Origin of the sequence: Mycobacterium sp. 012931 (assembly GCF_000419295.1) — a bacterium.
GTDB lineage: Bacteria > Actinomycetota > Actinomycetes > Mycobacteriales > Mycobacteriaceae > Mycobacterium > Mycobacterium marinum.
The window spans coordinates 1,155,332-1,180,209 of the sequence record NZ_AOPX01000001.1; the positions used below are offsets into that span (position 1 = coordinate 1,155,332).

At 66.6% G+C, this 24,878-nt stretch carries 21 protein-coding genes and 2 pseudogenes; 10 read left to right on the forward strand and 13 right to left on the reverse strand.

Features of this window, described 5'->3' with window-relative positions; genetic code table 11:
• Positions 1-196: 196 nt before the first annotated feature.
• From MMSP_RS05135 to MMSP_RS05160, 6 genes are all read right to left on the reverse strand, one after another.
• The gene (locus tag MMSP_RS05135) at positions 197-1,141 is read right to left on the reverse strand and encodes an NHL repeat-containing protein (RefSeq protein ID WP_036426199.1); all 945 of its coding nucleotides are present in this window, start codon (positions 1,139-1,141) and stop codon (positions 197-199) included.
• 100 nt (positions 1,142-1,241) lie between these two features.
• Positions 1,242-1,682 carry a nuclear transport factor 2 family protein gene (locus tag MMSP_RS05140; RefSeq protein WP_036426200.1) on the reverse strand — a complete coding sequence of 147 codons (441 nt, stop codon included), beginning with the start codon at positions 1,680-1,682 and terminating at the stop codon, positions 1,242-1,244.
• Positions 1,679-2,587: a TIGR03619 family F420-dependent LLM class oxidoreductase gene (locus MMSP_RS05145; protein ID WP_036426201.1), complete on the reverse strand. Its 909-nt coding sequence runs from the start codon at positions 2,585-2,587 to the stop codon at positions 1,679-1,681. The genes MMSP_RS05140 and MMSP_RS05145 overlap by 4 nt, the downstream gene beginning before the upstream one ends.
• 5 nt (positions 2,588-2,592) lie before the next feature.
• Positions 2,593-3,771, reverse strand: coding sequence for a thiolase domain-containing protein (locus MMSP_RS05150; protein ID WP_015357371.1), 1,179 nt, complete (start codon positions 3,769-3,771; stop codon positions 2,593-2,595).
• Positions 3,771-4,832: a thiolase domain-containing protein gene (locus MMSP_RS05155; RefSeq protein WP_020785746.1), complete on the reverse strand. Its 1,062-nt coding sequence runs from the start codon at positions 4,830-4,832 to the stop codon at positions 3,771-3,773. The genes MMSP_RS05150 and MMSP_RS05155 overlap by 1 nt, the downstream gene beginning before the upstream one ends.
• Before the next feature lie 15 nt (positions 4,833-4,847).
• Positions 4,848-5,837: a Zn-ribbon domain-containing OB-fold protein gene (locus tag MMSP_RS05160; RefSeq protein ID WP_012396530.1), complete on the reverse strand. Its 990-nt coding sequence runs from the start codon at positions 5,835-5,837 to the stop codon at positions 4,848-4,850.
• Positions 5,838-5,907: 70 nt separating this feature from the next.
• On the opposite strand from MMSP_RS05160, the pseudogene MMSP_RS05165 reads away from it, so the two are divergent.
• A pseudogene (locus MMSP_RS05165) lies at positions 5,908-6,945 on the forward strand (LLM class F420-dependent oxidoreductase).
• A 60-nt stretch (positions 6,946-7,005) separates the two neighbouring features.
• On the opposite strand, the gene MMSP_RS05170 reads toward MMSP_RS05165, so the two are convergent.
• Positions 7,006-7,716, reverse strand: coding sequence for an acetoacetate decarboxylase family protein (locus tag MMSP_RS05170; protein ID WP_020785748.1), 711 nt, complete (start codon positions 7,714-7,716; stop codon positions 7,006-7,008).
• 29 nt (positions 7,717-7,745) lie between these two features.
• On the opposite strand from MMSP_RS05170, the gene MMSP_RS05175 reads away from it, so the two are divergent.
• The gene (locus MMSP_RS05175; protein ID WP_020785749.1) at positions 7,746-8,951 is read left to right on the forward strand and encodes a cytochrome P450; all 1,206 of its coding nucleotides are present in this window, start codon (positions 7,746-7,748) and stop codon (positions 8,949-8,951) included.
• A gap of 17 nt (positions 8,952-8,968) precedes the next feature.
• Here the strand turns inward: MMSP_RS05175 and MMSP_RS05180 are convergent, their stop codons facing one another.
• Positions 8,969-9,811 carry a crotonase/enoyl-CoA hydratase family protein gene (locus MMSP_RS05180; protein WP_015357366.1) on the reverse strand — a complete coding sequence of 281 codons (843 nt, stop codon included), beginning with the start codon at positions 9,809-9,811 and terminating at the stop codon, positions 8,969-8,971.
• A gap of 46 nt (positions 9,812-9,857) precedes the next feature.
• Between MMSP_RS05180 and MMSP_RS05185 the strand changes: the two genes are divergently transcribed.
• From MMSP_RS05185 to MMSP_RS05200, 4 genes are read left to right on the forward strand one after another with little or no spacing between them, the layout of a single operon-like run.
• Entirely contained in the window at positions 9,858-11,510 is a 1,653-nt protein-coding gene (locus MMSP_RS05185; RefSeq protein ID WP_020785751.1) for an acyl-CoA synthetase, read from the forward strand.
• A 13-nt stretch (positions 11,511-11,523) separates the two neighbouring features.
• Entirely contained in the window at positions 11,524-12,291 is a 768-nt protein-coding gene (locus tag MMSP_RS05190) for a fructosamine kinase family protein (protein ID WP_020785752.1), read from the forward strand.
• A gap of 52 nt (positions 12,292-12,343) precedes the next feature.
• Complete coding sequence (locus MMSP_RS05195) at positions 12,344-13,174, forward strand: amidohydrolase family protein (RefSeq protein WP_020785753.1); 831 nt, start codon at positions 12,344-12,346, stop codon at positions 13,172-13,174.
• Between the two features lie 12 nt (positions 13,175-13,186).
• Positions 13,187-14,734, forward strand: coding sequence for an acetolactate synthase large subunit (locus MMSP_RS05200; RefSeq protein ID WP_020785754.1), 1,548 nt, complete (start codon positions 13,187-13,189; stop codon positions 14,732-14,734).
• Here MMSP_RS05200 and MMSP_RS05205 read toward each other — a convergent pair.
• From MMSP_RS05205 to MMSP_RS05230, 5 genes and pseudogenes are all read right to left on the reverse strand, one after another.
• A complete protein-coding gene (locus MMSP_RS05205) occupies positions 14,731-15,456 on the reverse strand; it encodes a hypothetical protein (protein ID WP_020785755.1) in 726 nt (241 codons plus the stop codon). The genes MMSP_RS05200 and MMSP_RS05205 overlap by 4 nt on opposite strands.
• Positions 15,456-17,611, reverse strand: a pseudogene (locus MMSP_RS05210) (PE family protein). The gene MMSP_RS05205 and the pseudogene MMSP_RS05210 overlap by 1 nt, the downstream one beginning before the upstream one ends.
• Before the next feature lie 107 nt (positions 17,612-17,718).
• A complete protein-coding gene (fadD17, locus tag MMSP_RS05220) occupies positions 17,719-19,230 on the reverse strand; it encodes a long-chain-fatty-acid--CoA ligase FadD17 (protein WP_020785756.1) in 1,512 nt (503 codons plus the stop codon).
• Between the two features lie 62 nt (positions 19,231-19,292).
• Positions 19,293-20,390 (reverse strand): acyl-CoA dehydrogenase family protein, encoded by a 1,098-nt coding sequence (locus MMSP_RS05225; protein WP_020785757.1) that lies wholly within the window; start codon positions 20,388-20,390, stop codon positions 19,293-19,295.
• A gap of 30 nt (positions 20,391-20,420) precedes the next feature.
• On the reverse strand, positions 20,421-21,599 hold the full coding sequence (locus MMSP_RS05230) for an acyl-CoA dehydrogenase (RefSeq protein ID WP_020785758.1): 1,179 nt from the start codon (positions 21,597-21,599) through the stop codon (positions 20,421-20,423).
• A gap of 224 nt (positions 21,600-21,823) precedes the next feature.
• Here MMSP_RS05230 and MMSP_RS05235 point away from each other — a divergent pair, with 224 nt between their 5' ends.
• From MMSP_RS05235 to MMSP_RS05250, 4 genes are all read left to right on the forward strand, one after another.
• A complete protein-coding gene (locus tag MMSP_RS05235) occupies positions 21,824-22,015 on the forward strand; it encodes a ferredoxin (RefSeq protein ID WP_036427093.1) in 192 nt (63 codons plus the stop codon).
• A 70-nt stretch (positions 22,016-22,085) separates the two neighbouring features.
• Positions 22,086-22,997: a 3-oxoacyl-ACP reductase gene (locus MMSP_RS05240; RefSeq protein WP_036426206.1), complete on the forward strand. Its 912-nt coding sequence runs from the start codon at positions 22,086-22,088 to the stop codon at positions 22,995-22,997.
• 236 nt (positions 22,998-23,233) lie between these two features.
• Positions 23,234-23,998 (forward strand): ABC transporter permease, encoded by a 765-nt coding sequence (locus MMSP_RS05245; protein ID WP_015357355.1) that lies wholly within the window; start codon positions 23,234-23,236, stop codon positions 23,996-23,998.
• A gap of 34 nt (positions 23,999-24,032) precedes the next feature.
• A complete protein-coding gene (locus MMSP_RS05250; RefSeq protein ID WP_020785760.1) occupies positions 24,033-24,875 on the forward strand; it encodes an ABC transporter permease in 843 nt (280 codons plus the stop codon).
• The last annotated feature ends 3 nt before the right edge of the window (positions 24,876-24,878 follow it).

The following is a 24,878-nucleotide window of genomic DNA, read 5'->3' on the forward strand; positions in this document are numbered from 1 at the left end:
CTTCGCCTCCTCCGGTCATCGCAACGCCAAGACAGTACCCGATCGGCATGCCCGGTGCGATGTGTGAGCTGGGTCGCAGGCGCTAGCTGGTCCAGGCCAGGCGCCGTATCGCGACCTTGCCGCGCGGCATCGGGCGGGGCTGGAACCGATTCGGATCGATGCCGTAGTCAACGGCATTGCCGACCAGTCGAATTCGTCAGGGCTCATGGTGGCTGTTGGACTGTGCGGGCAGTTTCAGCACCCGGTCGTGGTAGTCGATCACATAGACAGAACCGTGGTTGTCCACCGCGACGTCGGTCGGGGAAAAGAGATCGTCGAAAGGCAGGACGGTCTGTTCGTGCGTAGCGGCATCCAGCCGCACCACCCGGTTGTTGTTCAGGTCGGCCACATAGATGTTGCCGTTGAGATCCACCGCTACGCCAGCCGGGAAATTGAGGCCGGTGAACGGGAGTTCTACCGGCTGTGTCGCACCCGTGGCCAGCGCCAATACCCGGTTGTGGCCGCTGTCGGTGACATAGACGGTACCGACGTTGTTTGCTGCCACATCGTAGGGACGGTCCAGGCCGGTGAAGCCGAGTTCGCTGGGGGTGGTCGAGCCCGCGGGCAGTTTCAGCACGTTGTTGTTGACGTGGTCGACGACGTAGCAGGTGTCGACGCTGTCGAAGGCCAAACCGTGTGGGTCGGCAAGGCCCGTGAACGGGAGTTCGACCGGGGTTGTGGAGCCGGCCGGCACCTTCAATACCCGGTTGGCGGCTTCATCGATCACATAGACGACGTCGTGGCGGTCGACCGCAACACCGCCCGGCGTTATCGGCTCGCCGATCCGAACCGTGACCGGTTTGCTGGATCCGGTGGTGAGTTTCTGCACCAGCCTATTGCCCGAGTCGGCGACGTACACCGTGTCGAGACTGTCCACGGCCACCGCAGCGGGGCCGGACGGGTTGAAATGCAGGGTAGTCTGGGTGGGTTGGGCCGCGACACTGGCGGCCGACCGGTCGAGCTGATCGGAGGGCGTTTTGCCGGATGGTTTGACGATCAAATAGGCGCTGACCGCGAGAATCGCCACGACTATTACCGCGCCACCGGCCATCGCGGCTCTTGCCCATTTCCGCGGCGACATTCTGAACCCGACACCCGCCATGGGGCGACTCCTTCACCACCTTCGGTGATCGCAACCCCAAGACCGTACCTCAGTCGGCATACCCGGTGCGATGCCTAAATGGGGGCGCTGGCGCGGCCGGCTAAGCCTTTCTGGTGGTCGCGGCGGCCCGGTCCATCTCCCAGTAGGCGCGCAGGGCCACCAATTGTCCCGCGTCGTTGGCCTTGTAGGTGAACACACCTTCCGCCGTGACCTGGTAGTCACCGGTGGTGATCAGGATGTGGCCGACGTTGGCCTCCTCGTTGCCGCACTGGCAGGGAACGCCGGAGCCCTGGCCGCACTGGTAAGTGTCGCGGAAGAAAAACTCGATTCTGGTGGTGGGCTCGGTCGCCTTGTCCCAAAAGGCTGATATCGCGGCACGGCCCCGGTGACCCTTTCCCTCGGGATCGAAGGCGGACGGGCCGATGGGGTCTTCGACGACCGCGTCGTCGGCGAACACTGCCAGCCAGGCTTGCTTGTTGCGGGCCGTGACCGCTTCCCGGGATCTGCGGCCGGCTTCGTGGGCGGGATGTGTGGAACTCACGCGGCTTGCCACCCGGAGTGGATATACGTATCGGCAAAGCGCTTCATCGAGTCCTGCTTCTTGCCCAGCGGCGCGTCGAACCCCAAGCCGTCAAAGACCCACGGTATGACGATGTTGTCGGTCACCCCGGCCTCGGCGAGCTCGCGGTGGCCCTGCACTCCGAACTTGTCGATGCACACCGCCTGAAACTCGAATGGTTGCTCGGCTCGCCCATATTCGGCGCGCAGTTGGTTGAGCTTTCCGATGGTTTCGGCCAGCTGCTCACCGGTCATCATCGCGCTGGTCCAGCCGTCGCCGATGCGGGCTGCGCGACGCAGCGCCACGTCGGTATGCCCACCGACGTAAAACGGCACCGGCTCACTGGGGGCCGGGCTCATTTGCAGGCGATCGAAATCGTAGAACTGGCCATGGAACTCGACCATGCCGCCACCGAGCACCAGCTTGATCACGTCGATCATCTCGTCGACTCGCGCGCCGCGGCGCCGGTACGGAACACCGCACCACTCGAACTCTTCCGGCGCCCAGCCGATCCCGACACCGAAGCCGAAGCGGTTGTTGGTCAGGTTGGCCACGAAGCGGTTGTTGGTCAGGTTGGCCACCGAGCCGACCTGACGGGCCAGCAGCAGCGGATTGCGGGACCCGAGCTTGAGCACATTGGTGTAGAAGCGCAGCTTCGAAGTGGCCGCCCCCATCGCGGCGGCCGCGATCAGGGGATCTACCCACGGTGTGTCCTGGTTCCACATCCGCGAACCGTCGGGGGTGTAGGGATAGTCGGCGGCGGCCTTCTCCATGTAGAACAGGGAATCCGGCAACGCGATCGAGTCGAATCCGACTTCCTCGGCGGTCTTGGCGATGCCGATCAGCTCATCGATCGGGCCCATCGCGATGCTGACGGTGTATTTCATCGGACTCATGGCTTGTCGGCCCCCACCACCCACATGGAGTAATACTGCGAGCCGCCGCCGTATGCGTGACCCAGGGCTTTCCGGGCATTGGGCACTTGGTGATCGCCGCCCTTGCCCATCACCTGGATAGCCGCCTCGGCGAAACGAATCAACCCCGAGGCGCCGATGGGGTTGGATGAGAGCACGCCGCCGGACGGGTTCACCGGCAACCGCCCGCCGATCGCGGTCTCACCGGCCTCGGTGAGCTTCCAGCCCTCGCCCTCGGGCATAAACCCAAGGTTTTCCAACCACATTGGTTCGAACCAGGAGAACGGGACATAGATCTCGGCGGCATCGATCTCATCGATCGGACTGGTGATTCCGGCCGCTTTCCACAGCGCCGCGGCCGCGTCACGGCCGGCCTGGGGGCTGACTTGGTCGCGTCCGGAGTATGCCAGCGGTTCGGTGCGCAGTGCGGTCGCGTGGATCCATGCCACCGGGTGCCCATCGGCAACGCGCGCATCGGCGATTTCCTCATTGCCGATCACCACGGCGCAGGCGCCGTCCGACGACGGGCAGGTCTCGTCGTAGCGGATCGGGTCCCACAACATCGGTGATTGCATCACCTTGTCGAGGGTGATGTCCGGCTGCTGTAGATGTGCGAGCGGGTTGCGGCTGCCGTTGAGCCGGTCCTTCACCGCGACCATTGCGCCGATGTTCGACGGAGCTCCGGAGCGGCGGATGTAGGCGCGCACGTGTGGGGCGAAATAGCCGCCGGCGCCGGCGCCGACCGGTTTGATGAAGGGAATCGGAATCGACAAGGCCCACATGGCGTTGGACTCCGACTGCTTCTCCCACGCCATCGCCAGCACGCGGCGATACTTGCCGGACTGGACCAGGCTGGCCGCCACCACACCGGTGGACCCGCCCACCGAGCCCGCCGTGTGCACCCGGATCAGCGGCTTGCCGCTGGCGCCCATGGCATCGGCCATGAACAGCTCCGGCATCATCACGCCCTCGAAGAAATCGGGCGCCTTACCGACCACGACGGCGTCGATGTCGTCGAACGTCGACCCGGAATCTTGCAGCGCCCGATCGATAGCCTCGCGCACCAGGCCGTTCATCGAGACATCTTGGCGCTTGGCGACATACTTGGTCTGCCCGGTACCCAGTACCGCGGCCAGCTGTGCTCGGGCTCCGGCCATCAGTTGTTCCCTTCCATGACCGCGACCAAGTTCTGTTGCAGCGCTGGCCCGCTGGTGGCGTGTGCTAGCACGCGACCGGCTGAACCGTCCCAAATGTGTCGCGCCGCAAAGCCGATGCGTTCGAGGCCGGCGAGAAACATCGGGTTGGCCGCCAGCGCTCCGCCGGACGGGTTGACTTTCGTCTTGTCGGTGAGCCCGATCGCCTCGGCGATGATCAGATGCTGGTGGGTGAACGGGGCGTGGATCTCGGCGACGTCGATGCCGGTGTCACCGCCGCTGGCCGCCTTGGCTGAGACGGCGGTGGACGGCGAGACGGTCAGGTCGCGCACGCCCAGCGACGGCGATTCGATGCGGTGCTCGAAACCCGTTATCCACGCTGGCGATTCGCGTAGCTCCCGAGCGCGATCATCGGCGGCCAGGACGATCGCGGCCGCGCCGTCGGTGATCGGCGCGATGTCGTGCCGTCGCAGCGGGTCGTTGAAGAACGGGCGGGCGAGCAGCTCGTCGATGCTCTTGGCCGGCTTCTCGGAGTCGTTTCGTTGCGAGCGGGCGAACGAGTCGAGGGCGACCTGAGCCATTTGCTCGTGGGTCCACTTGCCGGAATCCAGGCCGAGGCGGGCCTGCAATCCCGCCATCGACACCGAGTCCGGCCACAGTGGCGCAACGGTGTAGGGATCGGTCTGCCTCGACAGGATCTGGCGCAGGATGCCCGCCGAGGACTTGCCGAAGCCGTAGACCAGCGCGGTGTCGACCTCGCCGGTCAGGATCTTGATGTAAGCCTCGAAAAGCGCCCAGGCCGCATCCATCTCCACGTGGGATTCATTGATCGGCGGCACGGCGCCGATCGAATCGATCGCAGAGATAAACGAAAATGCTCTTCCGGCTAGGTAATCCGAGGATCCCGAACACCAGAAGCCAATGTCGGACTGGGTGATGCCCAGATCCTCATACAGCTGCGCGAAGCAGGGCATCAGCATTTCGACGCCGTTGGTGGTGCCGTCGGTGCGGCGGACATGCGGGGCGTGGGCAAAGCCGACGACCGCGACATTGCGATCACTCATGTGTGGGTGAGCCCTTTACAGGTGGTGTTTGTAGGTGTCATAGTCGGCGTCCGGTTCCCCGGTCGGCCGGAAATACTCGATGTTGTCGATGCCGAATCCCCACTCCTCGCGGGGCTTCCACACCGCCTCGACGCGCATACCCATCCGCACTTCGTTGGCGTCGATGTCGGCGACCAGGTGCAGGAACGGAATGTCGGCGCCGTCGAGCAGCACGTAGGCCGCGACGTAGGGCGGCTTGATGCGCTGACCCTGGAACGGGATATTGATGATCGCGAACGTGGTCACCGTGCCCTGGTCCGGCAGTTCGACGAACTCGGTGGTCGGCTGGCCGGTGGCCGGATCGGCCCCGTGCGGCGGGAAGTAAACCTTCCCCTTCGCGCCGGTCCTCGCGCCGAGCAGTTTTCCTTCGGCGATGGCCCTGAGGTAGGCGCTTTCCTCGTGTGAGGCGGTGTGCTGAATCGTCAGCGACACCGGCGTGACGATCATCTTGACCGGATCCTGCTCACTCGGTTCTCCGGGCGGCTCGGCGTCCTCGCCCAGCTTGAAATAGGCGATGTCGGTGATGGCGCCCACCGTCTCGTCGGCCCAGTGCACGTGGACCCTGGCGCCGGTCTTGATCTTGTCCGGCCCGCCCGCATCGACGGCGTGCAGCAGCGGGGTGTCCGCGCCGTCGAGCTTGATCAGTGCCCAGGCGAACGGGCGGTCCAGCGGCTGCCCCGGTAGCGGCTCCGGCTGCCAGGTCCAGGACGCGACTGTGCCGACGGCCGACACCGGTACCATTTCGCCCAACGGTTCGTAGGTGACCGGGTCATACTCCGCCGGCGGCACGTGCACCCTCCCGTCGGATCCACGGACTCCCAGAATCCGGCGCTCGCGCAACGCGGTGAAGAACTCACCGAGGGTGGGACCTACCGAACGGGTGTAGTCGAAGGACAACGTCAACGGCGCGGAGAGGGGCGGCTCAGGGTGATCGATCAGGGTCGGGCCGCTCGAACTGGCTGTCACGCCTTCGAGTAGAACAGGTTCTAAGAACGGTTTCAACTAGGGCTTTCTTGGGGCCCTGAGAGAGGCAGCGATGAAGCTCGGATTGCAGCTGGGGTATTGAGGCGCGCAGCCCCCCGAGAACGCTGGGGAGTTGGTCGCCGCGGCCGAGGAAGCCGGATTCGATGCCGTCTTCACCGCCGAGGCGTGGGGCTCGGACGCCTACACACCCTTGGCCTGGTGGGGTTCCTCGACCCAGCGGCTGCGGCTGGGCACCTCGGTGATCCAGCTCTCCGCGCGTACTCCGACCGCATGCGCGATGGCGGCGCTGACCCTCGACCACCTCAGTGGTGGCAGGCACATTCTGGGATTGGGCGTGTCCGGTCCCCAGGTGGTGGAGGGCTGGTATGGGCAGCGGTTCCCCAAACCACTGGCCCGCACCCGTGAATACGTCGACATCCTGCGCCAGGTGTGGGCCCGGGAAGGGGTGGTGACCAGCGACGGCCCGCACTACCCGCTGCCGCTGACGGGTGCCGGGACAACCGGCCTGGGTAAGGCGCTCAAGCCCATCACCCACCCATTGCGTGCGGATATCCCGATCATGCTGGGTGCCGAGGGGCCGAAGAACGTCGCACTGGCCGCGGAGATCTGTGACGGCTGGTTGCCCATCTTCTACACGCCCCGGATGGCCGACATGTACAACGAATGGCTGGACGAGGGATTCGCCCGCCCCGGCGCCCGGCGCAGCCGCGCGGACTTCGAGATCTGTGCGACGGCGCAGATAGTGGTCACCGAGGACCGGCCGGCGACGTTCGCCGCCATCAAACCGTTCGTGGCTCTCTACATGGGGGGAATGGGAGCCGAGGGCACCAACTTCCACGCCGACGTCTACCGCCGGATGGGCTACGCGGAAGTGGTCGACGACGTCACCAAATTGTTCCGGTCCAACCGCAAGGACGAGGCCGCCGAGATCATCCCCGACGAGCTGGTCGATGACGCCGTGATCGTCGGCGACGCCGACTACGTGCGTAAGCAGATCGAGGTCTGGGAAGCCGCCGGTGTCACCATGATGGTGGTCAGCGCCCGCAGCGTTGAGCAGGTCCGCGAGCTCGCCGGACTTGTTGGAGGCTGATCCACGCGGTTCTTGCCAGGTGATTAGAACACGTTCTAGATTGGCCCGGTGGGGTTGACTTCAGATGGCGTGCGCGTCGCCGAACGTCATCTCCACATTGGCTGCCGATTGGGAAACCAGCGCACGCTTGGGCAGCCCCAGCGAAGCAAGTTCCCTGGCGTAGGGGTGCTCACCCAGATGCAGACGTGCACCGCCCAGCCGGGCGCGCATTCCGGTGATTCGCGTTTCCCACGGAATCTCCCGGGTGACCCCGTCCTGGTGAGAGTAGGTCTGGAGCACCTGCGCGCCCCGGGTGGGCACCGCAACGCCGTTGCTGAATTCGATGCCGGCGATCAGCTGCCCGTCCGCGCTGACATCGAAGCTGAACTTCTTGCCCTCGCGGACGTTGAAGTCCGCCATGATCTTCGGGAAGCCCCAGATGGTGCGCCCGGCCTCGAGGGTGAACGACTGGTCGACCGGCAGGTGGTGGATGAACGCCGCGGCCTTGGCCAGCGCTCGCGGTCCACGTGTTTGGACGCCCGGCGGATTCACCATGACCGCGGTGCCGTACTCGTGGTACCGGCCGAGGTCTCCGTCGACATAGCGCACCAGCATCTGCATCACCATCGCCTTGCCGGGCAGGTATTCGCACACCCGCAGCCCGCTGTAGTCGATGAGCTGTTGTGCCGCCACGGCGGGAACCGAGAACATCGCGGAGTGCAGATTGGCTGTGCGGATGCGCACCGGCATGGTGAGCACAGTGCCGGCGATGGTGTGTTGAGAGACGGGCATAAGGCTCACTGTAATGCGGAGGAATGGCGATGACTAAGCCGTTGATCAAACCCGACGTCGACCTGACCGACGGCAACTTCTACGCCAGTAGGCAAGCGCGAGAGGCATATCGGTGGATGCGGGCCAATCAGCCCGTCTTCCGTGACCGCAACGGTCTGGCTGCCGCGTCCACCTATCAGGCCGTGATCGATGCCGAGCGGCAGCCCGAACTGTTCTCTAACGCCGGCGGCATCCGTCCCGATCAGGACGCGCTGCCGATGATGATCGACATGGACGACCCGGCACATCTGTTGCGGCGCAAGCTGGTTAACGCGGGTTTTACCCGCAAGCGGGTCAAAGACAAAGAGCACTCGATCGCCCAGCTGTGCGACACGCTAATCGACGCGGTTTGTGAGCGCGGAGAATGCGACTTCGTGCGGGACCTGGCCGCGCCGCTGCCGATGGCGGTCATCGGTGACATGCTCGGGGTGCTCCCCGAACAGCGAGAGATGTTCCTGAGGTGGTCAGACGATCTGGTGACATTCCTCAGTTCCCATGTGTCACAAGAGGATTTCCAGGTCACCATCGACGCCTTCGCCGCCTACAACGACTTCACCCGGGCGACCATCGCGCCGCGCCGCGCCGAGCCTACCGACGACCTGGTCAGCGTGTTGGTCAGTTCGGAAGTCGACGGTGAGCGGCTGAGCGACGACGAACTGGTCATGGAGACGCTGCTGATTCTGATCGGCGGCGACGAGACGACCAGGCACACGCTAAGCGGCGGAAGCGAGCAACTGTTGCGCAACCGCGACCAGTGGGACCTGCTGCAAAGCGACCGAGAGTTGCTGCCGGGCGCCATCGAAGAGATGCTGCGCTGGACCGCGCCGGTGAAAAACATGTGCCGAATGCTGACCGCGGACACCGAGTTTCACGGGACCGCGTTGAGCGAGGGCGAAAAGATCATGCTGCTGTTCGAGTCGGCCAATTTCGACGAGGCGGTGTTCACCGACCCGGAGAAGTTCGACATCCAGCGAAACCCGAACAGCCATTTGGCTTTCGGCTTCGGTACCCACTTCTGCATGGGCAATCAGCTGGCCCGGTTGGAGCTGTCGTTGATGACCGCTCGGGTGGTGCAGCGGCTGCCTGACTTGAGGCTGGCCGATCAGGATTCGCGGTTGCCGCTGCGGCCGGCGAACTTTGTCAGCGGCTTGGAGTCCATGCCGGTCGTCTTCACTCCCAGCCGGCCACTGAGCTGAGCACGCCGAGCGGGAGATCAGCGGTTCTGGAAGTTGGGTTTGCGCTTCTGCGCGAACGCCTGCGGACCTTCTTTGGCGTCGTCGGACAAGAACACCTCGATGCCGATCCGAGTGTCGATCTTGAACGCCTCGTTCTCGTGCATGCCCTCGGTTTCGCGGATGGTGCGCAGGATCGCCTGGACCGCAAGAGGCCCGTTGGCCGCGATGATCTCCGCAATTTCCAGCGCCTTGGTCAGCGCCTGGCCGTCGGGCACGACGTGGCCCACCAGCCCCATCTCCTTGGCCTCCGCGGCAGTGATGTGCCGTCCGGTCAGCAGCAGATCGCAGGCCACCGTGTAGGGGATCTGGCGGACCAGCCGCACCGCCGAGCCGCCCATCGGGTACAGGCTCCACTCGGCCTCCGAGATGCCGAACTTGGCGCTCTCGGCGGCGACGCGAATGTCGGTACCTTGCAGAATCTCGGTTCCGCCGGCTATCGCGGGGCCCTCGACGGCGGCGATCAGCGGCTTTTTCAGCCGGCGGCCCTTCAACAGCGCGTCGATGCGCGACGGGTCGTAGCTGCCGTCCTTGAATGAGTCGCCCGGCGGCTTCTTGGTCGCCGCCTTGAGGTCCATCCCAGCGCAGAAGTAGCCGCCCGCGCCGGTCAGGATGCAGCAGCGGATGTCGGGATCGTTGTCGACGCGATCCCAGGCCTCGACCATGATTTGCATCATTTCGCCACTAAGCGCGTTACGTCGGGACGGGCGATTCATCGTCACGATCAGGGTGTGCCCGCGCTGCTCCACCAGCGCGTCTGGTCCGGACTCCCCGTTTGCTGGCGTCTCGGAAGTATTCGGGGCCACGAGCACCGCCTTTCGCATGGCATCGGGCATTCGCTTGTCAAGAAATGTAACACGTTCTAGTTTGGTGGCCGTGGCCCTGAATATTGCCGATCTAGCCGAGCACGCCATCGACGCTGTGCCTGACCGTGTAGCCCTCATCTGCGGCGATGAGCAGCTGACCTATGCCCAGCTGGAGGAAAAAGCCAATCGACTGGCGCACCACCTCATCGACCAGGGGGTGCGCAAGGGCGACAAGGTCGGCCTTTACTGCCGAAACCGCATCGAGATTGTCATCGCGATGCTCGGCATCATCAAAGCGGGCGCCATTTTGATCAACGTCAACTTCCGCTACGTCGAGGGGGAGCTGAAGTACCTGTTCGACAACTCCGACATGGTGGCGTTGGTCCACGGGCGTCAGTACGCGGACCGAGTCGCCAACGTGCTGCCGGACACCCCCAACGTCAAGACGATCCTGGTGGTGCAGGACGGTAGTGACAAGGACTACCAGCGTTACGGCGGTGTGGAGTTCTACTCGGCCATTGCCGACGGCTCGCCCGAGCGAGACTTCGCCGAGCTGCAGCGGGAGCGCAGCGCCGATGACATCTACATCCTCTACACCGGGGGTACCACTGGCTTCCCCAAGGGCGTGATGTGGCGTCACGAGGACATCTACCGGGTGCTGTTCGGCGGAACCGACTTCGCAACCGGCGAATTCATCAAGGACGAATACGATCTGGCCAAAGCCGCCGCCGCGAATCCGCCGATGATCCGCTACCCGATTCCGCCGATGATCCACGGCGCTACCCAGTCGGCTACCTGGATGTCGATCTTCTCCGGTCAAACCACCGTGCTGGCGCCGGAATTCGACGCGGACCAGGTGTGGCGCACCATCAGCGACCGCAAGGTCAATCTGCTGTTCTTCACCGGGGATGCGATGGCGCGTCCGCTGCTCGACGCGCTGATGAAGGACAACGATTACGACTTGTCGTCGTTGTTCCTGTTGGCCAGCACCGCGGCGCTGTTCTCGCCGAGCATCAAGGAGAAGCTGCTCGAGCTGCTGCCGAATCGGGTCATCACCGACTCAATTGGTTCGTCGGAGACCGGCTTTGGCGGCACCAGCATCGTGGGAGCCGGCCAGGCCACCACCGGTGGTCCGCGGGTGACCATCGACCATCGCACCGTGGTACTCGACGAGGAGGGCAACGAGGTCAAACCTGGCTCGGGGGTGCGCGGCATCATCGCCAAGAAGGGCAACATCCCGGTCGGCTACTACAAGGACGAGAAGAAGACCGCCGAGACCTTCAAGACCATCAACGGTGTTCGCTATGCGATCCCCGGCGACTACGCAATGGTCGAGGCGGACGGGACGGTCACCATGCTGGGACGCGGCTCGGTGTCGATCAACAGCGGCGGCGAGAAGATCTACCCCGAAGAGGTCGAGGCGGCGTTGAAGGGCCACCCCGATGTGTTCGACGCCCTGGTGGTCGGTGTGCCGGATCCGCGCTACGGCCAGCACGTGGCGGCCGTGGTGGCGCCCAGGCCGGGCTCTCGTCCGTCGTTGGCGGAGTTGGACGGCTTCGTGCGCAGCGCGATCGCGGGATACAAGGTGCCACGCAGCCTCTGGTTCGTCGACGAGGTCAAGCGTTCACCCGCGGGCAAGCCGGACTACCGCTGGGCCAAGGAGCAGACCGAGGCGCGGCCCGCCGACGATGTGCACGCCGCGCATGTGAGCGCATGATGCGCGACGCGGTGTGAGCGACTTCGTCAAGCAGCACTCGGGTGCGCCCGCCGGTTATTTCGCGTGGGAAGCGGCAGGCCTGCGATGGCTTTCCGATGTCGACGGCGGTGTCGCATGTGTGCCGGTGGTTTCGGTGGGCCAGACGAGTCTGACGCTGCGGCGGCTGGAATCCGTGGCCCCCAGCGTTGCGGCGGCGCACGATTTTGGCCGCCGACTGGCCATCACCCACGATGCGGGCGCCCCGGCGTTCGGGGCGGGGCCGCAGGGCTGGGACGGGCCGGGATTCTTCGGGCCGTTGTCGCAGCCACTGCCGATGTCGCTGGCGCGGCACCAACACTGGGGCGACTTTTATGCTCAGGAGCGCCTGGCGCCGATGGCCGAGCTTGCCGCGCCGCGCCTTGGCGCCCCCACCCGCGCCACCATCGAATCCGTCATCACACGTTGTCGCGCAGGTGATTTCGACGACGACGATCGGCCGGCCCGGCTACACGGCGATCTGTGGGGTGGCAACGTGATGTGGACACCCGACGGGGTGGTGCTGATCGACCCCGCCGCGCATGCCGGCCATCGCGAATCCGATCTGGCGATGCTCGCACTGTTCGGCTGCGCGCACTACGAAGCCATCCTCGCCGGCTACCAGCAGCTGCGACCGCTGCGGCCCGGCTGGCGTGGCCGCATCGGACTGCACCAGCTTTACCCGCTGCTGGCGCACGTGGTGCTCTTCGGCGGTGGCCACGTCCAGCGGACCGATGTGGTGGCGCGCGCCGTTCTCGCTGCCTAGCCTCACCTGTCGAAATCACCCACCCTCGCGGGGCGTTAGAGTCTGAAGTGCGATGACGATCGACGCGTGGATGCAGCATCCGACTCAGCGATTCCTGCGCAGCGACATGCTGGCCTCGCTGCGCCGCTGGACCGACAGCTCGATCCCCGAGGCCCAGATCCCCATCGAGGCGACCATTGCATCGATGGATGCCGCCGACGTCGAGTTCGGTCTACTCAGCGCGTGGCGTGGTCCCAATGGTCAGGATCTGGTGTCTAACGACGAGGTTGCGGGGTGGGTCGATCTGCACCCGCAGCGATTCGCCGGGCTGGCGGCGGTAGACCTGGACCGTCCGATGGTCGCGGTTCGCGAGCTGCGAAGCCGAGTCGCTTCGGGGTTCGTCGGTCTGCGGGTGGTGCCCTGGTTGTGGGAGGCGCCGCCCACCGATCGCCGCTATTACCCACTGTTCGCCGAGTGCGTGGAGTCGGGGGTTCCGTTCTGCACCCAAGTCGGGTACACCGGCCCGCTGCGGCCATCGGAGACCGGCCGCCCGATCCCCTACATCGACCAAGTGGCCCTGGACTTCCCGGAGCTGGTGATCGTCTGCGGTCACGTCGGCTACCCGTGGACAGAAGAGATGGTCGCGGTGGCGCGCAAACACGAAAACGTCTACATCGACACGTCGGCCTACACGATCAAGCGGCTGCCGCACGAGTTGATCCGATTCATGAAGACTGGCACCGGACGACGCAAAGTCTTGTTCGGCACCAACTTCCCGATGATCGCTCATGCGCACGCCCTGGCGGGCCTTGACGAACTCGGTCTGGAAGACGAGGCTCGACGCGACTTTCTGCACGGCAACGCCGAGCGGGTCTTCGGGCTCGCGCAACGACCCCCAAGATAAAGGAGTAGGCAGGTGAACGGTGCCCAGGCTCTGATCAACACCTTGGTCGATGGTGGTGTTGACGTGTGCTTTGCCAACCCCGGTACCTCGGAGATGCATTTCGTGGCCGCACTGGACACCGTTGCGGACATGCGCGGTGTGCTCGCCCTCTTCGAGGGCGTGGCCACCGGTGCGGCCGATGGCTATGCCCGCATGGCCGACAAGCCCGCAGCGGTGCTGCTGCATCTGGGCCCCGGACTCGGCAACGGCCTGGCCAACCTGCACAACGCCCGCCGGGCCCGGGTGCCGATGGTTGTGGTCGTCGGAGACCACGCGACTTACCACAAGAAGTACGACGCCCCATTGGAATCCGACATCGACGCATTGGCCGGCACGGTTTCGGGCTGGGTGCACCGGACCGAGACGGCCGCCGATGTCGGCGCCGACACCGCCAAGGCCATCGCCGCCAGCCGGCAGGGGCCGCAGGTTTCCACGCTGATCCTGCCGGCGGACGCGTCCTGGTCCGACGGCGCCGAGCCGGCCATGGTGCCGCCGGCGCAACCCGCGCCGGTCACCGGCGACGTGGTCTCGATCGCCAAGATGCTGCGCTCGGCGGAACCGGCCCTGCTCCTGATCGGTGGGGACGCCACCCGGGGGCCGGGTCTGGCCGCGGCCGCTCGTATCGCCGAGGCGACCGGCGCGCGGTGGCTGTGCGAGACATTCCCGACCCGGCTGGAGCGCGGCGCTGGAGTGCCCGCGGTGGAACGGCTCGGATACTTCGCCGAGGCCGCGGCGGCACAGCTGGACGGGGCCAAACATCTGGTGCTGGCCGGCGCGAAATCGCCGGTGTCGTTCTTCGCCTACCCGGGCATGGCCAGCGATCTGGTGCCCGCCGGATGCACGGTGCACGAGCTTGCCGGGCACCGGGGAGCGGCTGATGCCTTGATCGCACTGGCCGACGAGGTTGCGCCCGGGACGAGTGCACCGATGGCCGCGCTATCGCGCCCGCAACTGCCCACGGGTGCGCTGACCTCGATGTCAGCGGCGGACGTGATCGGCGCGCTGATGCCCGAACGTGCGATCGTCGTCGACGAGTCCAACACCTCGGGTGTGCTGCTGCCGCAGGCGACCGCCGGTGCGCCGGCCCACGATTGGCTGACGTTGACCGGCGGGGCGATCGGTTACGGCATTCCGGCCGCGGTGGGTGCCGCGGTCGCGGCGCCCGAACGTCCGGTGCTGTGCCTGCAATCCGACGGGTCGGCGATGTACACGATCTCCGGGTTGTGGACCCAGGCCCGGGAAAACCTCGATGTCACCACCGTCATCTACAACAACGGCGCCTACGACATTCTGCGAGTGGAGTTGCAGCGCGTGGGTGCCGGCTCGGCGCCCGGTCCCAAAGCGCTGGATCTTCTTGATATCTCCCGTCCCACAATGGATTTCGTCAAGATTGCAGAAGGCATGGGTGTTCCGGCCCGGCGGGTCAGTAGCTGCGAGGAATTTGCGGACGCGCTGCGCGGCGCCTTCAATGAACCCGGGCCGCATCTGATCGACGCCGTCGTGCCATCGCTGCTGGGCTAGCCGCCGCCTCCGGTAAGGGCAGATAGCTTTGCGCTGCCGCCCAGGAGCCAATCCGCGATCCTGTTCAGCGCCTTGACTCCGGTTTGGAAGCTGGCTGCCTGCGCGGCCAATGCCACACCCAGATGGCCCGATCCGGTGGGCACGATGCCGAACTGCCGCACCAAATAGTCGCCGTCCTGGCCGGGGCCCCAACCGCCTTTTGCGGCAACTCCTTTGGCGGCCAGACCCCAGCGATGGCGCTCGGTGAGCTGGCGCATCAAGTCGATGACGGGGCCCGCGTCCGCAACACCGGGCAGTCCCGCGGCGAACAGCGCTTGCCGGTCCAGGCGCCATGGTGTTTGACCGAATGCGGTGAAACCGCGCCGAAGTCGGCGCGATTCCACCTGGGTGCACTCATCGCCGGCCGTGCCGATGACGGCCTGCACCTGTTGGGCGGCATCGAGGGGGTCGCCCAGCTGCGACCACAGCTGCTCGGCGGCCGCGTTGTCCGATTCGGTGATCGCCTTGGTCACCCATGCAGCTGCGCGCCGTGGGTTGCTGCGCAGCGCTGCGATCGCCAACGGCACCTTGACCGTCGACCAGGCGACGCCGGTCGACCAGGAGCCCAACGAACAGGTCTCGCCGCTGTCGGGGAGCGCGACCGCCACACCCGCGGTCGCCGGCAGCGCGGTGCACAGCTGCTCGAAGCTTGCCTCGAGCGCGGCGCGGGGCGCGCCCATCATCAGGCCTGACCTCCGGCGCCCGCCGCGCCGCCGCTGCCCCCGGTGCCGCCGGCGCCCCCGGCGCCGCCGTCGGAGTCGGTGCTTGCCTGGCCGTCTTGGCCCTCCTGACTAGCGCCGCCGTTTGCACCGCTCTGGCCGACCCCGCCGGTCCCGCCCGCCCCGCCCAGCCCGCCGGCCCCGCCATTGCCCGCGGTGCCGCCGCCAGAACCCGCAGCGCCCCCACTGCCGCCTTGTCCGCCATTGCCGCCGGCCGCACCGATGGAGCCGGTGCCGCCGGCGCCTCCGTTGCCGTTGGCCCCGGCGCCGTTATTGACGCCGCCGTCGCCGCCATCCCCACCGCTACCGCCGACGGCACCGCCACCGCCCTTGCCGCCGTCGCCGCCGGTTCCGCCGGTACCCCCGTTGCCGCCGTTGCCGCCGTTGGCGCCGCCGCTACCGGCCCTACCCCCGGCGCCACCGTTGCCGCCAGTGCCGGCGTTGATGGTTCCGTCATTGCCGGCACCGCCCGTACCACCAGTACCGGCGGTGCCGGTCGCCCCGGAGGCGACGTCGCCACCGTCGCCGCCGTCGCCGCCCGCGGAACCGTTGCCGCCGGCGGGGGAGCCCTCGATGGTGCCGTTGTTGGCGTTGCCGCCGTTGCCGCCGTTACCCGCGGTGCTGCCGGCCGATCCGGCGGTGACATTCCCACCGTCCCCACCGTTGCCGCCGCCGCCGAACTGACCGCCGGCTCCGCCCTGTCCGCCTTGCCCACCGACGGCCACACCGTCGGTGCCGGTTTCTGACGCGTCGCCGCCGAGACCGCCGTCACCGCCCGGACCGCCGGCGCTGCCGTTGCCGCCGTCGCCACCGTCGCCGCCGGTGCCTTGGGCGCCGGTGCTGCCGCCGGTGCCGGCGCCGGCACTGCCGCCCGTGCCCGGCGCACCGCCGTTACTCCCGTTGCCGCCATCGCCACCGGCTCCGCCGGACGGTGTCGGGAGGCTGGAGGCGGGGACGAACTGCGCGCCGATGGCGCCCTCGGCGCCGTTGCCGCCATTGCCGCCGGTCCCGCCGTTGCCGCCGCTCGGACCCGCGCCGCCGGCGCCGCCGTTGCCGCCCGCTCCCGCGGTGCCGGCGTCACCACCAGCGCCGCCGTCGCCTGCGGGGCTGAGGAATCCGGGGGAGCTGCCCGCCCCGCCGAACGCGCCGGCGGAGTCACGACGGCACCGCCCGCCCGCCGGTGCCGCCTTGCCGGCACCGCCCCCGGTGCCACCCTGACCGCCGGTGCCACCGGCACCCCCGGCGGCCCCGCCGTTGCCGCCGGCTCCACCATCGGCTCCGGTGCCGCCAATTCCGCCGGTACCGCTTGCGGGTGCCGAGGACGTTCCGGTGCTGCCGCTACCGCCGTTGCCGCCGTCGCCGCCAACACCGCCGCCCCCACCGATGCCGCCGCCCCCGCCGGTACCGCCATTGGCGCCGGCGGCGCCACCGGCACCCCCGTCGCCGCCCTTGCCGACGGCGGTACCGTCGCCGCCGTTGTAGCCGGTGAACACGTTGGCGTCGGCGCCGTCGACTCCGTTGCCGCCAGCACCGCCGTGACCGCCCTGCGCGCCATTTCCGCCGACGCCCTCGTTGCCCGCCTGACCGCCGGTACCGGCCAGCCCGGCCGCACCGGGGGCCCCGCCGGCGCCGCCGACGCCACCCTGACCGCCGGTGCCGCCCGCGTCGGGCCGGCAGCACCGGCCGCGCCGTTGCCTCCGCTGCCGAACAACCAGCCGCCGTCGCCGCCGTTGCCTCCGGGCGTCGTCGCATTGGCGCCGTTGCCGATGATCGGGCGGGCCAGCAGGCTCTGCGCGGGTGCGCTCACCGCGTTGATGGCCAGCTGCAGCGGCGATGTGCCGGTTGTCTCCGCGGCGGCGTAGGCCACCGCGCCCGCACTCAGGACCCGCTCCAACTGGGTATGCAATGCGGCCGCTTGGCCGGCCAACCGCTGGTAGTCGGCGGCGTGCGCGGAGAAGAACGCGGCGATGGCGGTGGACACCTCGTCGGCGGCCGCTGTCAGCATCGCGGTGGTGGGACCCGCCGCCGCGGCGTTAGCCGCGGCGACTGATGAACCGATGCCGGCCAGGTCGCCGGCGGCCGCCGTCATCGCCTCTGGCGCGACAATCAGGTAGGACATCCGGGGCACCTTGGGTTCTGAGAAACACGACCTGGGCACTATCGAGGCGGATGCTATCCCGATCGGCGAAATTCATTGAGTGTTTTTCACCGAAGATCAGGCTTCGGCTACGACTGGTCGCGGATGGGCCAAACCGGATCGCCACAGTCGACACCGTCGGCCGCGAGCTGGCGTTTGAGCACCTTGAACGTCTCGGTTCGGGGCAGCGCCGAACAGATCCGGACGTAGGACGGCCACTGCTTGGGGCCGAGGTCGGATTGACCGGCCAGGAATGCGCGGAACTTGTCGACATCGAACTTCGCACCGGGGGTGAGCACCATCGCCGCCATCACTTGGTCTCCGACCACCGGATCGGGTATCGCGTAGACCGCAACTTCGATGGCGTCGGGATAACGCAGCAGTACCCGCTCGATCGGTGCGGTTCCGAGGTTTTCACCATCGACCCGCATCCAATCGCCTAGGCGGCCAGCGAAGTACGCGTAGCCGGCCGCATCGCGGTAGGCGAGGTCGCCGCTGTGGTAGACGCCGCCCGACATCCGCTGCGCCGAGGCGGCCTCGTCGTTGTAGTAGCCCTCGAACCGGCCCGGCCCCGCGGTGTTCACCAGCTCCCCGACGGCTCCCACCGGACACTGCTGGCCCGTCTCGGGGTCGACAATCTCGATGTTCTCCGGCAGCGGACCCAACGAGCCCGCCGGGGTATCGGGGGTTCGCGCGATGGCTACACCCCCCTCGGTGGAACCGAAGCCGTCCTGGACGACGCAGCCGAAGCGACATCCGAAACGCTCGATATCGCCGGGTACACCTTCGTTGCCGTAGACGGCTCGCAACGGGTTGTCCGCGTCATCGGGTCGTTCGGGTGTGGCCAGCACATACGACAACGGCTTGCCCACGTAGTTCGCGTAGGTGGCGCCGTAGCGGCGCACGTCGGAAAGAAACTGCGAAGCGGAGAACTTGCGCCGCAACGCCATTGATCCCTGGCATGCCACCGCCACCGCCCATCCCACCAGGACCGCGTTGGAGTGGAACAACGGCATCGACACATAACAGACGTCGTCGCGCCCCAGGCCGAAGCGCTGCGTCATGGTCACGCCCGCGATCGCGACCTTGCTGTGGCTGCACTTGACCGCCTTGGGATCACCGCTGGTGCCGGAGGTGTAGATGAGCATGAAAAGATCAGCCGGTGCGGCATTTTGAAAGCTGATCTCCGAATTACGATGCGCATCAATCACTTCCGCCCACTCGGCTGAGTCGACGTTGACGTGCTCGATGCCGTCCAGGGTGCTCGCCGATGCCGTGTCGGCGAGCACCATCTGGCAGTCGGCGTGTTCGATGTCGCGGGCAAGTGCCGCGCCGCGGCGTACCGGATTGAGGCCTACCGGAATGATTCCGGACATTCCGGCTGCGGCCAGCATCGCCGAGAAGAACGGCGTGTTCTGCAGCAACACGCCGACATGCGGCGGGCGAGTGGGGTCAAGGCGCTCACGCAGCGCCGCGGCGATCGCGGCGCCGTGCCCGATGTGGTCTGCCCAGCTGGTGAAGGAGTCTTCGAAATAGATTCCCCGGTCTCCGATTTCGGCGAGCGGGACCAGCAGCTGGGGGACGGTGGGGTCCGCGCTCAATTCAGCCCCTTCGTTGGTCTCGACGAGCGTGAAGCTGCGGCCGCGCCCAGCGCCGTCGCCTCCTACGCTGGAGTCTCCGCCAGTTCACGGCCGATTTGGCGAAGCGCTGTGGTGGCCCCGCCCAGAGCGAACTCGGCTTCCTTGGCGGCCAGGAAGTAACGGTGCACCGGATGATCGGTGTCGACACCGACCCCGCCGTGCACATGCACGATGGTGTGCGCGACACGGTGGCCGGCCTCAGCCGCCCAGAAGCCCGCCGATGCCACATCGATCTCAGCGGGCAGGTCCTCCGATACCCGCCAAGCGGCCTGGGTCAGTGTCAGTCGCAATCCCTTGACGTCGATGTAGCCGTCGGCCAGGCGCTGTCCCACCGCCTGGAAACTGCCGATCGGGCGGTCGAACTGCTCGCGGGTACGCGCGTATTCGGCGGTCATCTGGAGTCCGCGTTCGAGTACCCCGAGCTGAAATGCGCTGCGGCCCAGGGTATTAATGGTGCGCAGCCAGGCGGTGACATCGGATCCGCCGATCCCGCGTGCGGCATCCACCTCCGTGCCGTCCAGGGCCAGATGGCCGACGCTGCCCAGGCCGGTAGTCTGCAGCGCGGTGACGCTGACCCCGGGGTCATCGGCGGCAACCAGGAAAACAACGGTGCCGGAATCGGTTTCGGCGGGAACAAGAAAGGCGTCTGCGACCGGACCGTAGCCCACCTGAGTGCGGGTGCCGGTGAGACGGAAACCCGCGCCGGACCGCGCAGCCTGGACCGGTCCCTCGCCCATCTCCGCGTCAAGGGCCACGGCAAGGATCTTCTCACCGCCGACCGCCGCGGCACCCCAGCTCTGCTGCAGTTCTTCGGAGCCGAACCGGGCCAGCGCGCCAGCGGCCAAAACCACCGACTCGAGGTAGGGCACGGCGGCTAGCTGATGCCCGAGCGCGACCAGGATCGCAACCTGCTCGAGCACCCCGAAACCGTCACCGCCCACCTGGGTGGCGGCGGCACTGGACAGGATGTCGCTGTCGATCAGCTTGCGCCACAGCTCGCGGTCGAATCGTTGCTCCAGCCCGTCGAGCTGGCGCTGGTGCTCGGGCGTGCACACCGCGTCCACGATGGTGTCGACCAGACCGCGAAGATCCTGAGCCGCTTCAGTCGTCGAGAAGTCCATAGAAGTCCGTCCTCTGAGAATGTGTGAAAGTCAGCGGTTGGCCCGGGGCAGTCCCAGGGCGACCATGCCGATGATGTCGCGCTGGACTTCGTTGGTGCCGCCGCCGAAGGTCAGGATCAGACACGCCCGGTGCATCCGCTCGACGCGCCCGCGAACCAACGCGCCGGGGGAGTCCTGACGCAGGGTGGCCGCGGTGCCCAGGACCTCCATGAGCAGCCGGTAGGCCTCGGTGGCCAGCTCGGTGCCGAACACCTTGGCGGCCGATGCGTCCGCCGGTGACGGGGCGGCGTCGTTCGAGGCCAGCTCCCAGTTGATCAGCTTGAGCACCTCGACCTTGGCGTGCACCCGGGCCAGGTTCAGCTGCACCCACTCCGAGTCGATGAGACGGGCGCCGCCGGCATCCTTGGTGTTTTGCGCCCATTCGCGGACTTCCCGCAGGGCCATGGATATCGGTGCCGACGAGACCAGGGCCACCCGCTCGTGGTTGAGCTGGTTGGTCACCAGTTTCCAGCCCGCGTTCTCCTCACCGATCAGGTTGGTCACCGGCACCCGCACGTCGGTGTAGTAGGTCGCACTGGTGTCGGGTCCGGCCATGGTGTGCACCGGTGTCCACGAGAAGCCTTCGGCGGTCGTGGGAACGACCAGCATGGAGATGCCGCGGTGTTTCTTGGCCTCCGGGTTGGTGCGCACCGCCAGCCAGACCCAGTCCGCGTAGGCGATCAGGCTGGTCCACATCTTCTGGCCGTTGATCACATAGTCGTCGCCGTCGCGAACCGCCGTGGTTCGCAGGTTGGCCAGGTCGGTGCCCGCGCCCGGCTCGGAGTAGCCGATGGAGAAGTGCAGATCCCCGGCGGCGATCTTGGGGAGGAAGAACTTCTTCTGCTCGTCGGTGCCGAAGGCCATGATGGTCGGCGCCACGCTGTTGATCGTCAGGAACGGCACCGGGGCACCGGCGATGGCCGCCTCGTCGGTGAAGATCAGCGAGTCCATCGGCGAGCGGTCCTGGCCGCCGTATTCCTTCGGCCAGTTCAGGGTGAGCCACCCGTCCTTGCCCATCTGGGCAACCGTCTCGCGGTAGACGTTGCCGGTGCCGTATTCGCCCTGGACCGAACTCAGCGCCTCGCGGCGCTCCGGCGTCATCAGGGTGGTGAAATACGACCGCAGTTCGCGGCGCAGCTCCTCCTGCTCGGGTGTGTAACTGATGCGCATTCCTGCCGCCTCCGGTCAACCGATTGGGTTGGGTAACCGGCCATGACAGGCATCTCCACACCTGCCGACACGCAGCCAACGGCTACCCATGCGTTACCCCGGTTGTAACACGTTCTAGTCTGGGAATCCAGCGACCGTTTCGTCAGCGGTGCGGTCGTCCTAGGGTGGTGCTGCACAATGATCACTGGCTGGCCCAGGTTCTGGGCAAGATCAAGGAGGGCGCCGTGCGAGTGATAGTCGACCGTGACCGGTGCGAAGGCAACGCCGTGTGCCTGGGGATTGCTCCGGATATCTTCGACTTGGACGACGACGACTATGCGGTCGTCAAGACGGATCCCATCCCCCCCGACCAGGAGGCTCTGGCCGAGCAAGCGATCGCCGAATGCCCGCGTGCGGCCCTGTTGCGTGAGGATTAGGCCAGCGGCCCGCTGTGCCCGGCATGGCGTAGCCGCCATGGCGTAACCGGAAACTAGAGGTATTCATAAATTGACTAGCAGCACGAACGTGACCGATCTGTCCGGAAGGGTCGCGGTGGTCACCGGCGCGGCCGCGGGACTGGGCCGTGCCGAGGCGGTCGGCCTGGCCCGGCTCGGCGCCACCGTGGTGGTCAACGACATCGGCTCGGCCTTGGACGCCTCTGACGTCATTGATGAGATCAGCGCCGTCGGTGCCAAGGCGATTGCGGTGGCCGGCGACATCAGCCAGCGCGCCACCGCCGATGAACTGATTGCCACCGCCGATGGGCTGGGCGGGCCCGACGTCGTGGTCAACAACGCCGGCATCACCCGCGACCGGATGCTGTTCAACATGACCGACGAGGACTGGGACCAGGTCATCGGGGTGCACCTGCGCGGCCACTTCCTGCTGACCCGCAATGCGGCAACCTATTGGCGCCAGAAAGCCAAGGCGGCCGGGGGCTCGATATTTGGGCGGCTGGTCAACACCTCATCGGAAGCGGGGCTGGTCGGTCCCGTCGGGCAGGCCAACTACGGCGCCGCCAAGGCCGGCATCACCGCACTCACCCTGTCCGCGGCGCGGGCGTTGGGCCGTTACGGCGTATGCGCCAACGCGATCTGTCCGCGGGCCCGCACCGCCATGACCGCCGACGTCTTCGGGGCGACGCCCGACGTGGCGGCGGGCGAGATCGACCCGTTGTCGCCGGAACACGTGGTGACTCTGGTGCAGTTTCTGGCGTCCCCGGCGGCCGCGGCGGTCAACGGGCAGCTGTTCATCGTCTACGGTCCGCAGGTGACGCTGGTGGCGGCGCCGACGCCGGAGCGCAAGTTCAGTGCGGACGGCCCGGCCTGGGAGCCCGGCCAGCTAACCGACACATTGCACGATTACTTTGCTGGGCGAAACCCCGAACACAACTTTTCCGCTAGCTCGCTGATGGCTTGAGCAGGAATAAGTGGACTTTGCCTGGGGCCTGCCATCGGCTAGGGCCGGTGGCGGACTTACCCGCGCGGCAACGCAACTGACCAGCAAGATTGATCGTGATTATACGAGTATCCGTTCATTGACATGCCCAAGTCGTTCTGAGTTAGTATGAGCCGGCTCACACGAAGGCAGGTGCGGACCCTGGGCTGGCTCTTGGGAAACACTGGCGTCGTCGCCGACTGGGACGGGGGACCAAGTTGATCCAACAACTTGCGGTTCCAGCCCGGGCGGTCGGCGGGTTTTTCGAGATGTCCATCGACACCGCGCGCGCCGCCTTCCGGCGGCCGTTTCAATTCCGGGAGTTCCTCGACCAGACGTGGATGGTGGCCCGGGTATCACTGGTGCCCACGCTGCTGGTCTCCATCCCGTTCACGGTGCTGGTGGCATTCACCCTGAACATCTTGTTGCGCGAGATCGGTGCCGCCGACCTTTCGGGGGCCGGGACCGCGTTTGGCACCATCACCCAGCTGGGGCCGGTGGTCACCGTGCTGGTGGTGGCAGGTGCCGGCGCCACCGCGATCTGTGCGGATCTGGGTGCTCGCACCATCCGCGAGGAGATCGATGCGATGCGGGTGCTGGGCATCGACCCCATCCAACGCTTGGTGGTGCCCCGGGTCCTGGCTTCCACTGTGGTTGCGCTGCTGCTCAACGGCTTGGTGTGCGCGATCGGCCTGTCGGGTGGCTACGCGTTCTCGGTCTTTCTGCAGGGCGTCAACCCCGGTGCGTTCATCAACGGTCTGACCGTGCTGACCGGGCTGCGCGAGTTGATCCTCGCCGAGATCAAGGCCCTGCTGTTCGGGGTGATGGCAGGTCTGGTCGGCTGCTATCGCGGCCTGACCGTCAAGGGCGGGCCCAAAGGCGTGGGCAATGCGGTCAACGAGACCGTGGTCTACGCGTTCATCTGCCTATTCGTGATCAACGTGGTAATGACCGCTATCGGCGTGAGAATCTCGGCCCGGTAACAAATGACCGATAGCAAGCGATGGTGATGAGGCGATGAGCTATGACGTCATTATCCGCTTTCACCGGTTCATGTCGAGGCTGGTTCGGCCGGTCGACAACTTTGGCGAGCAGGCGCTGTTCTACGGCGAAACCGTGCGCTACATCCCCTACGCGATCACGCGCTACCGCAAGGAAACGATCCGACTGGTAGCCGAGATGACGCTGGGCGCGGGGGCCCTGGTCATGATCGGTGGGACCGTCGGAGTGGCGGCCTTTCTGACCCTGGCGTCCGGCGGCGTCATCGCCGTGCAGGGCTACTCATCGCTGGGCGACATCGGTATCGAGGCGTTGACCGGCTTCCTGTCGGCGTTCCTGAACGTGCGTGTCGTCGCTCCGGTGATCGCCGGTATCGCACTGGCGGCCACCATCGGCGCCGGTGCCACCGCGCAGCTTGGCGCGATGCGGGTGTCCGAGGAGATCGATGCCGTCGAGTGCATGGCGGTCCACTCGGTCTCCTACCTGGTGTCGACGCGGTTGATCGCCGGGCTGGTCGCGATCATTCCGCTGTACTCGCTTGCGGTGCTGGCGGCTTTTTTCGCCGCCCGCTTCACCACGGTTTTCATCAACGGACAGTCCGCGGGACTCTATGACCACTATTTCAATACCTTCCTGATTCCATCCGATCTGCTGTGGTCATTTCTGCAAGCCATCGTGATGGCGATCGCGGTAATGCTGGTGCATACGTACTACGGCTACAACGCCAGCGGCGGCTCGGTGGGGGTCGGGATCGCCGTCGGTCAGGCGGTGCGTACCTCGCTGATTGTCGTCGTAGTCATTACCCTTTTCATTTCGCTCGCCGTTTACGGAGCGTCCGGCAATTTCAACCTCTCTGGATAAGGA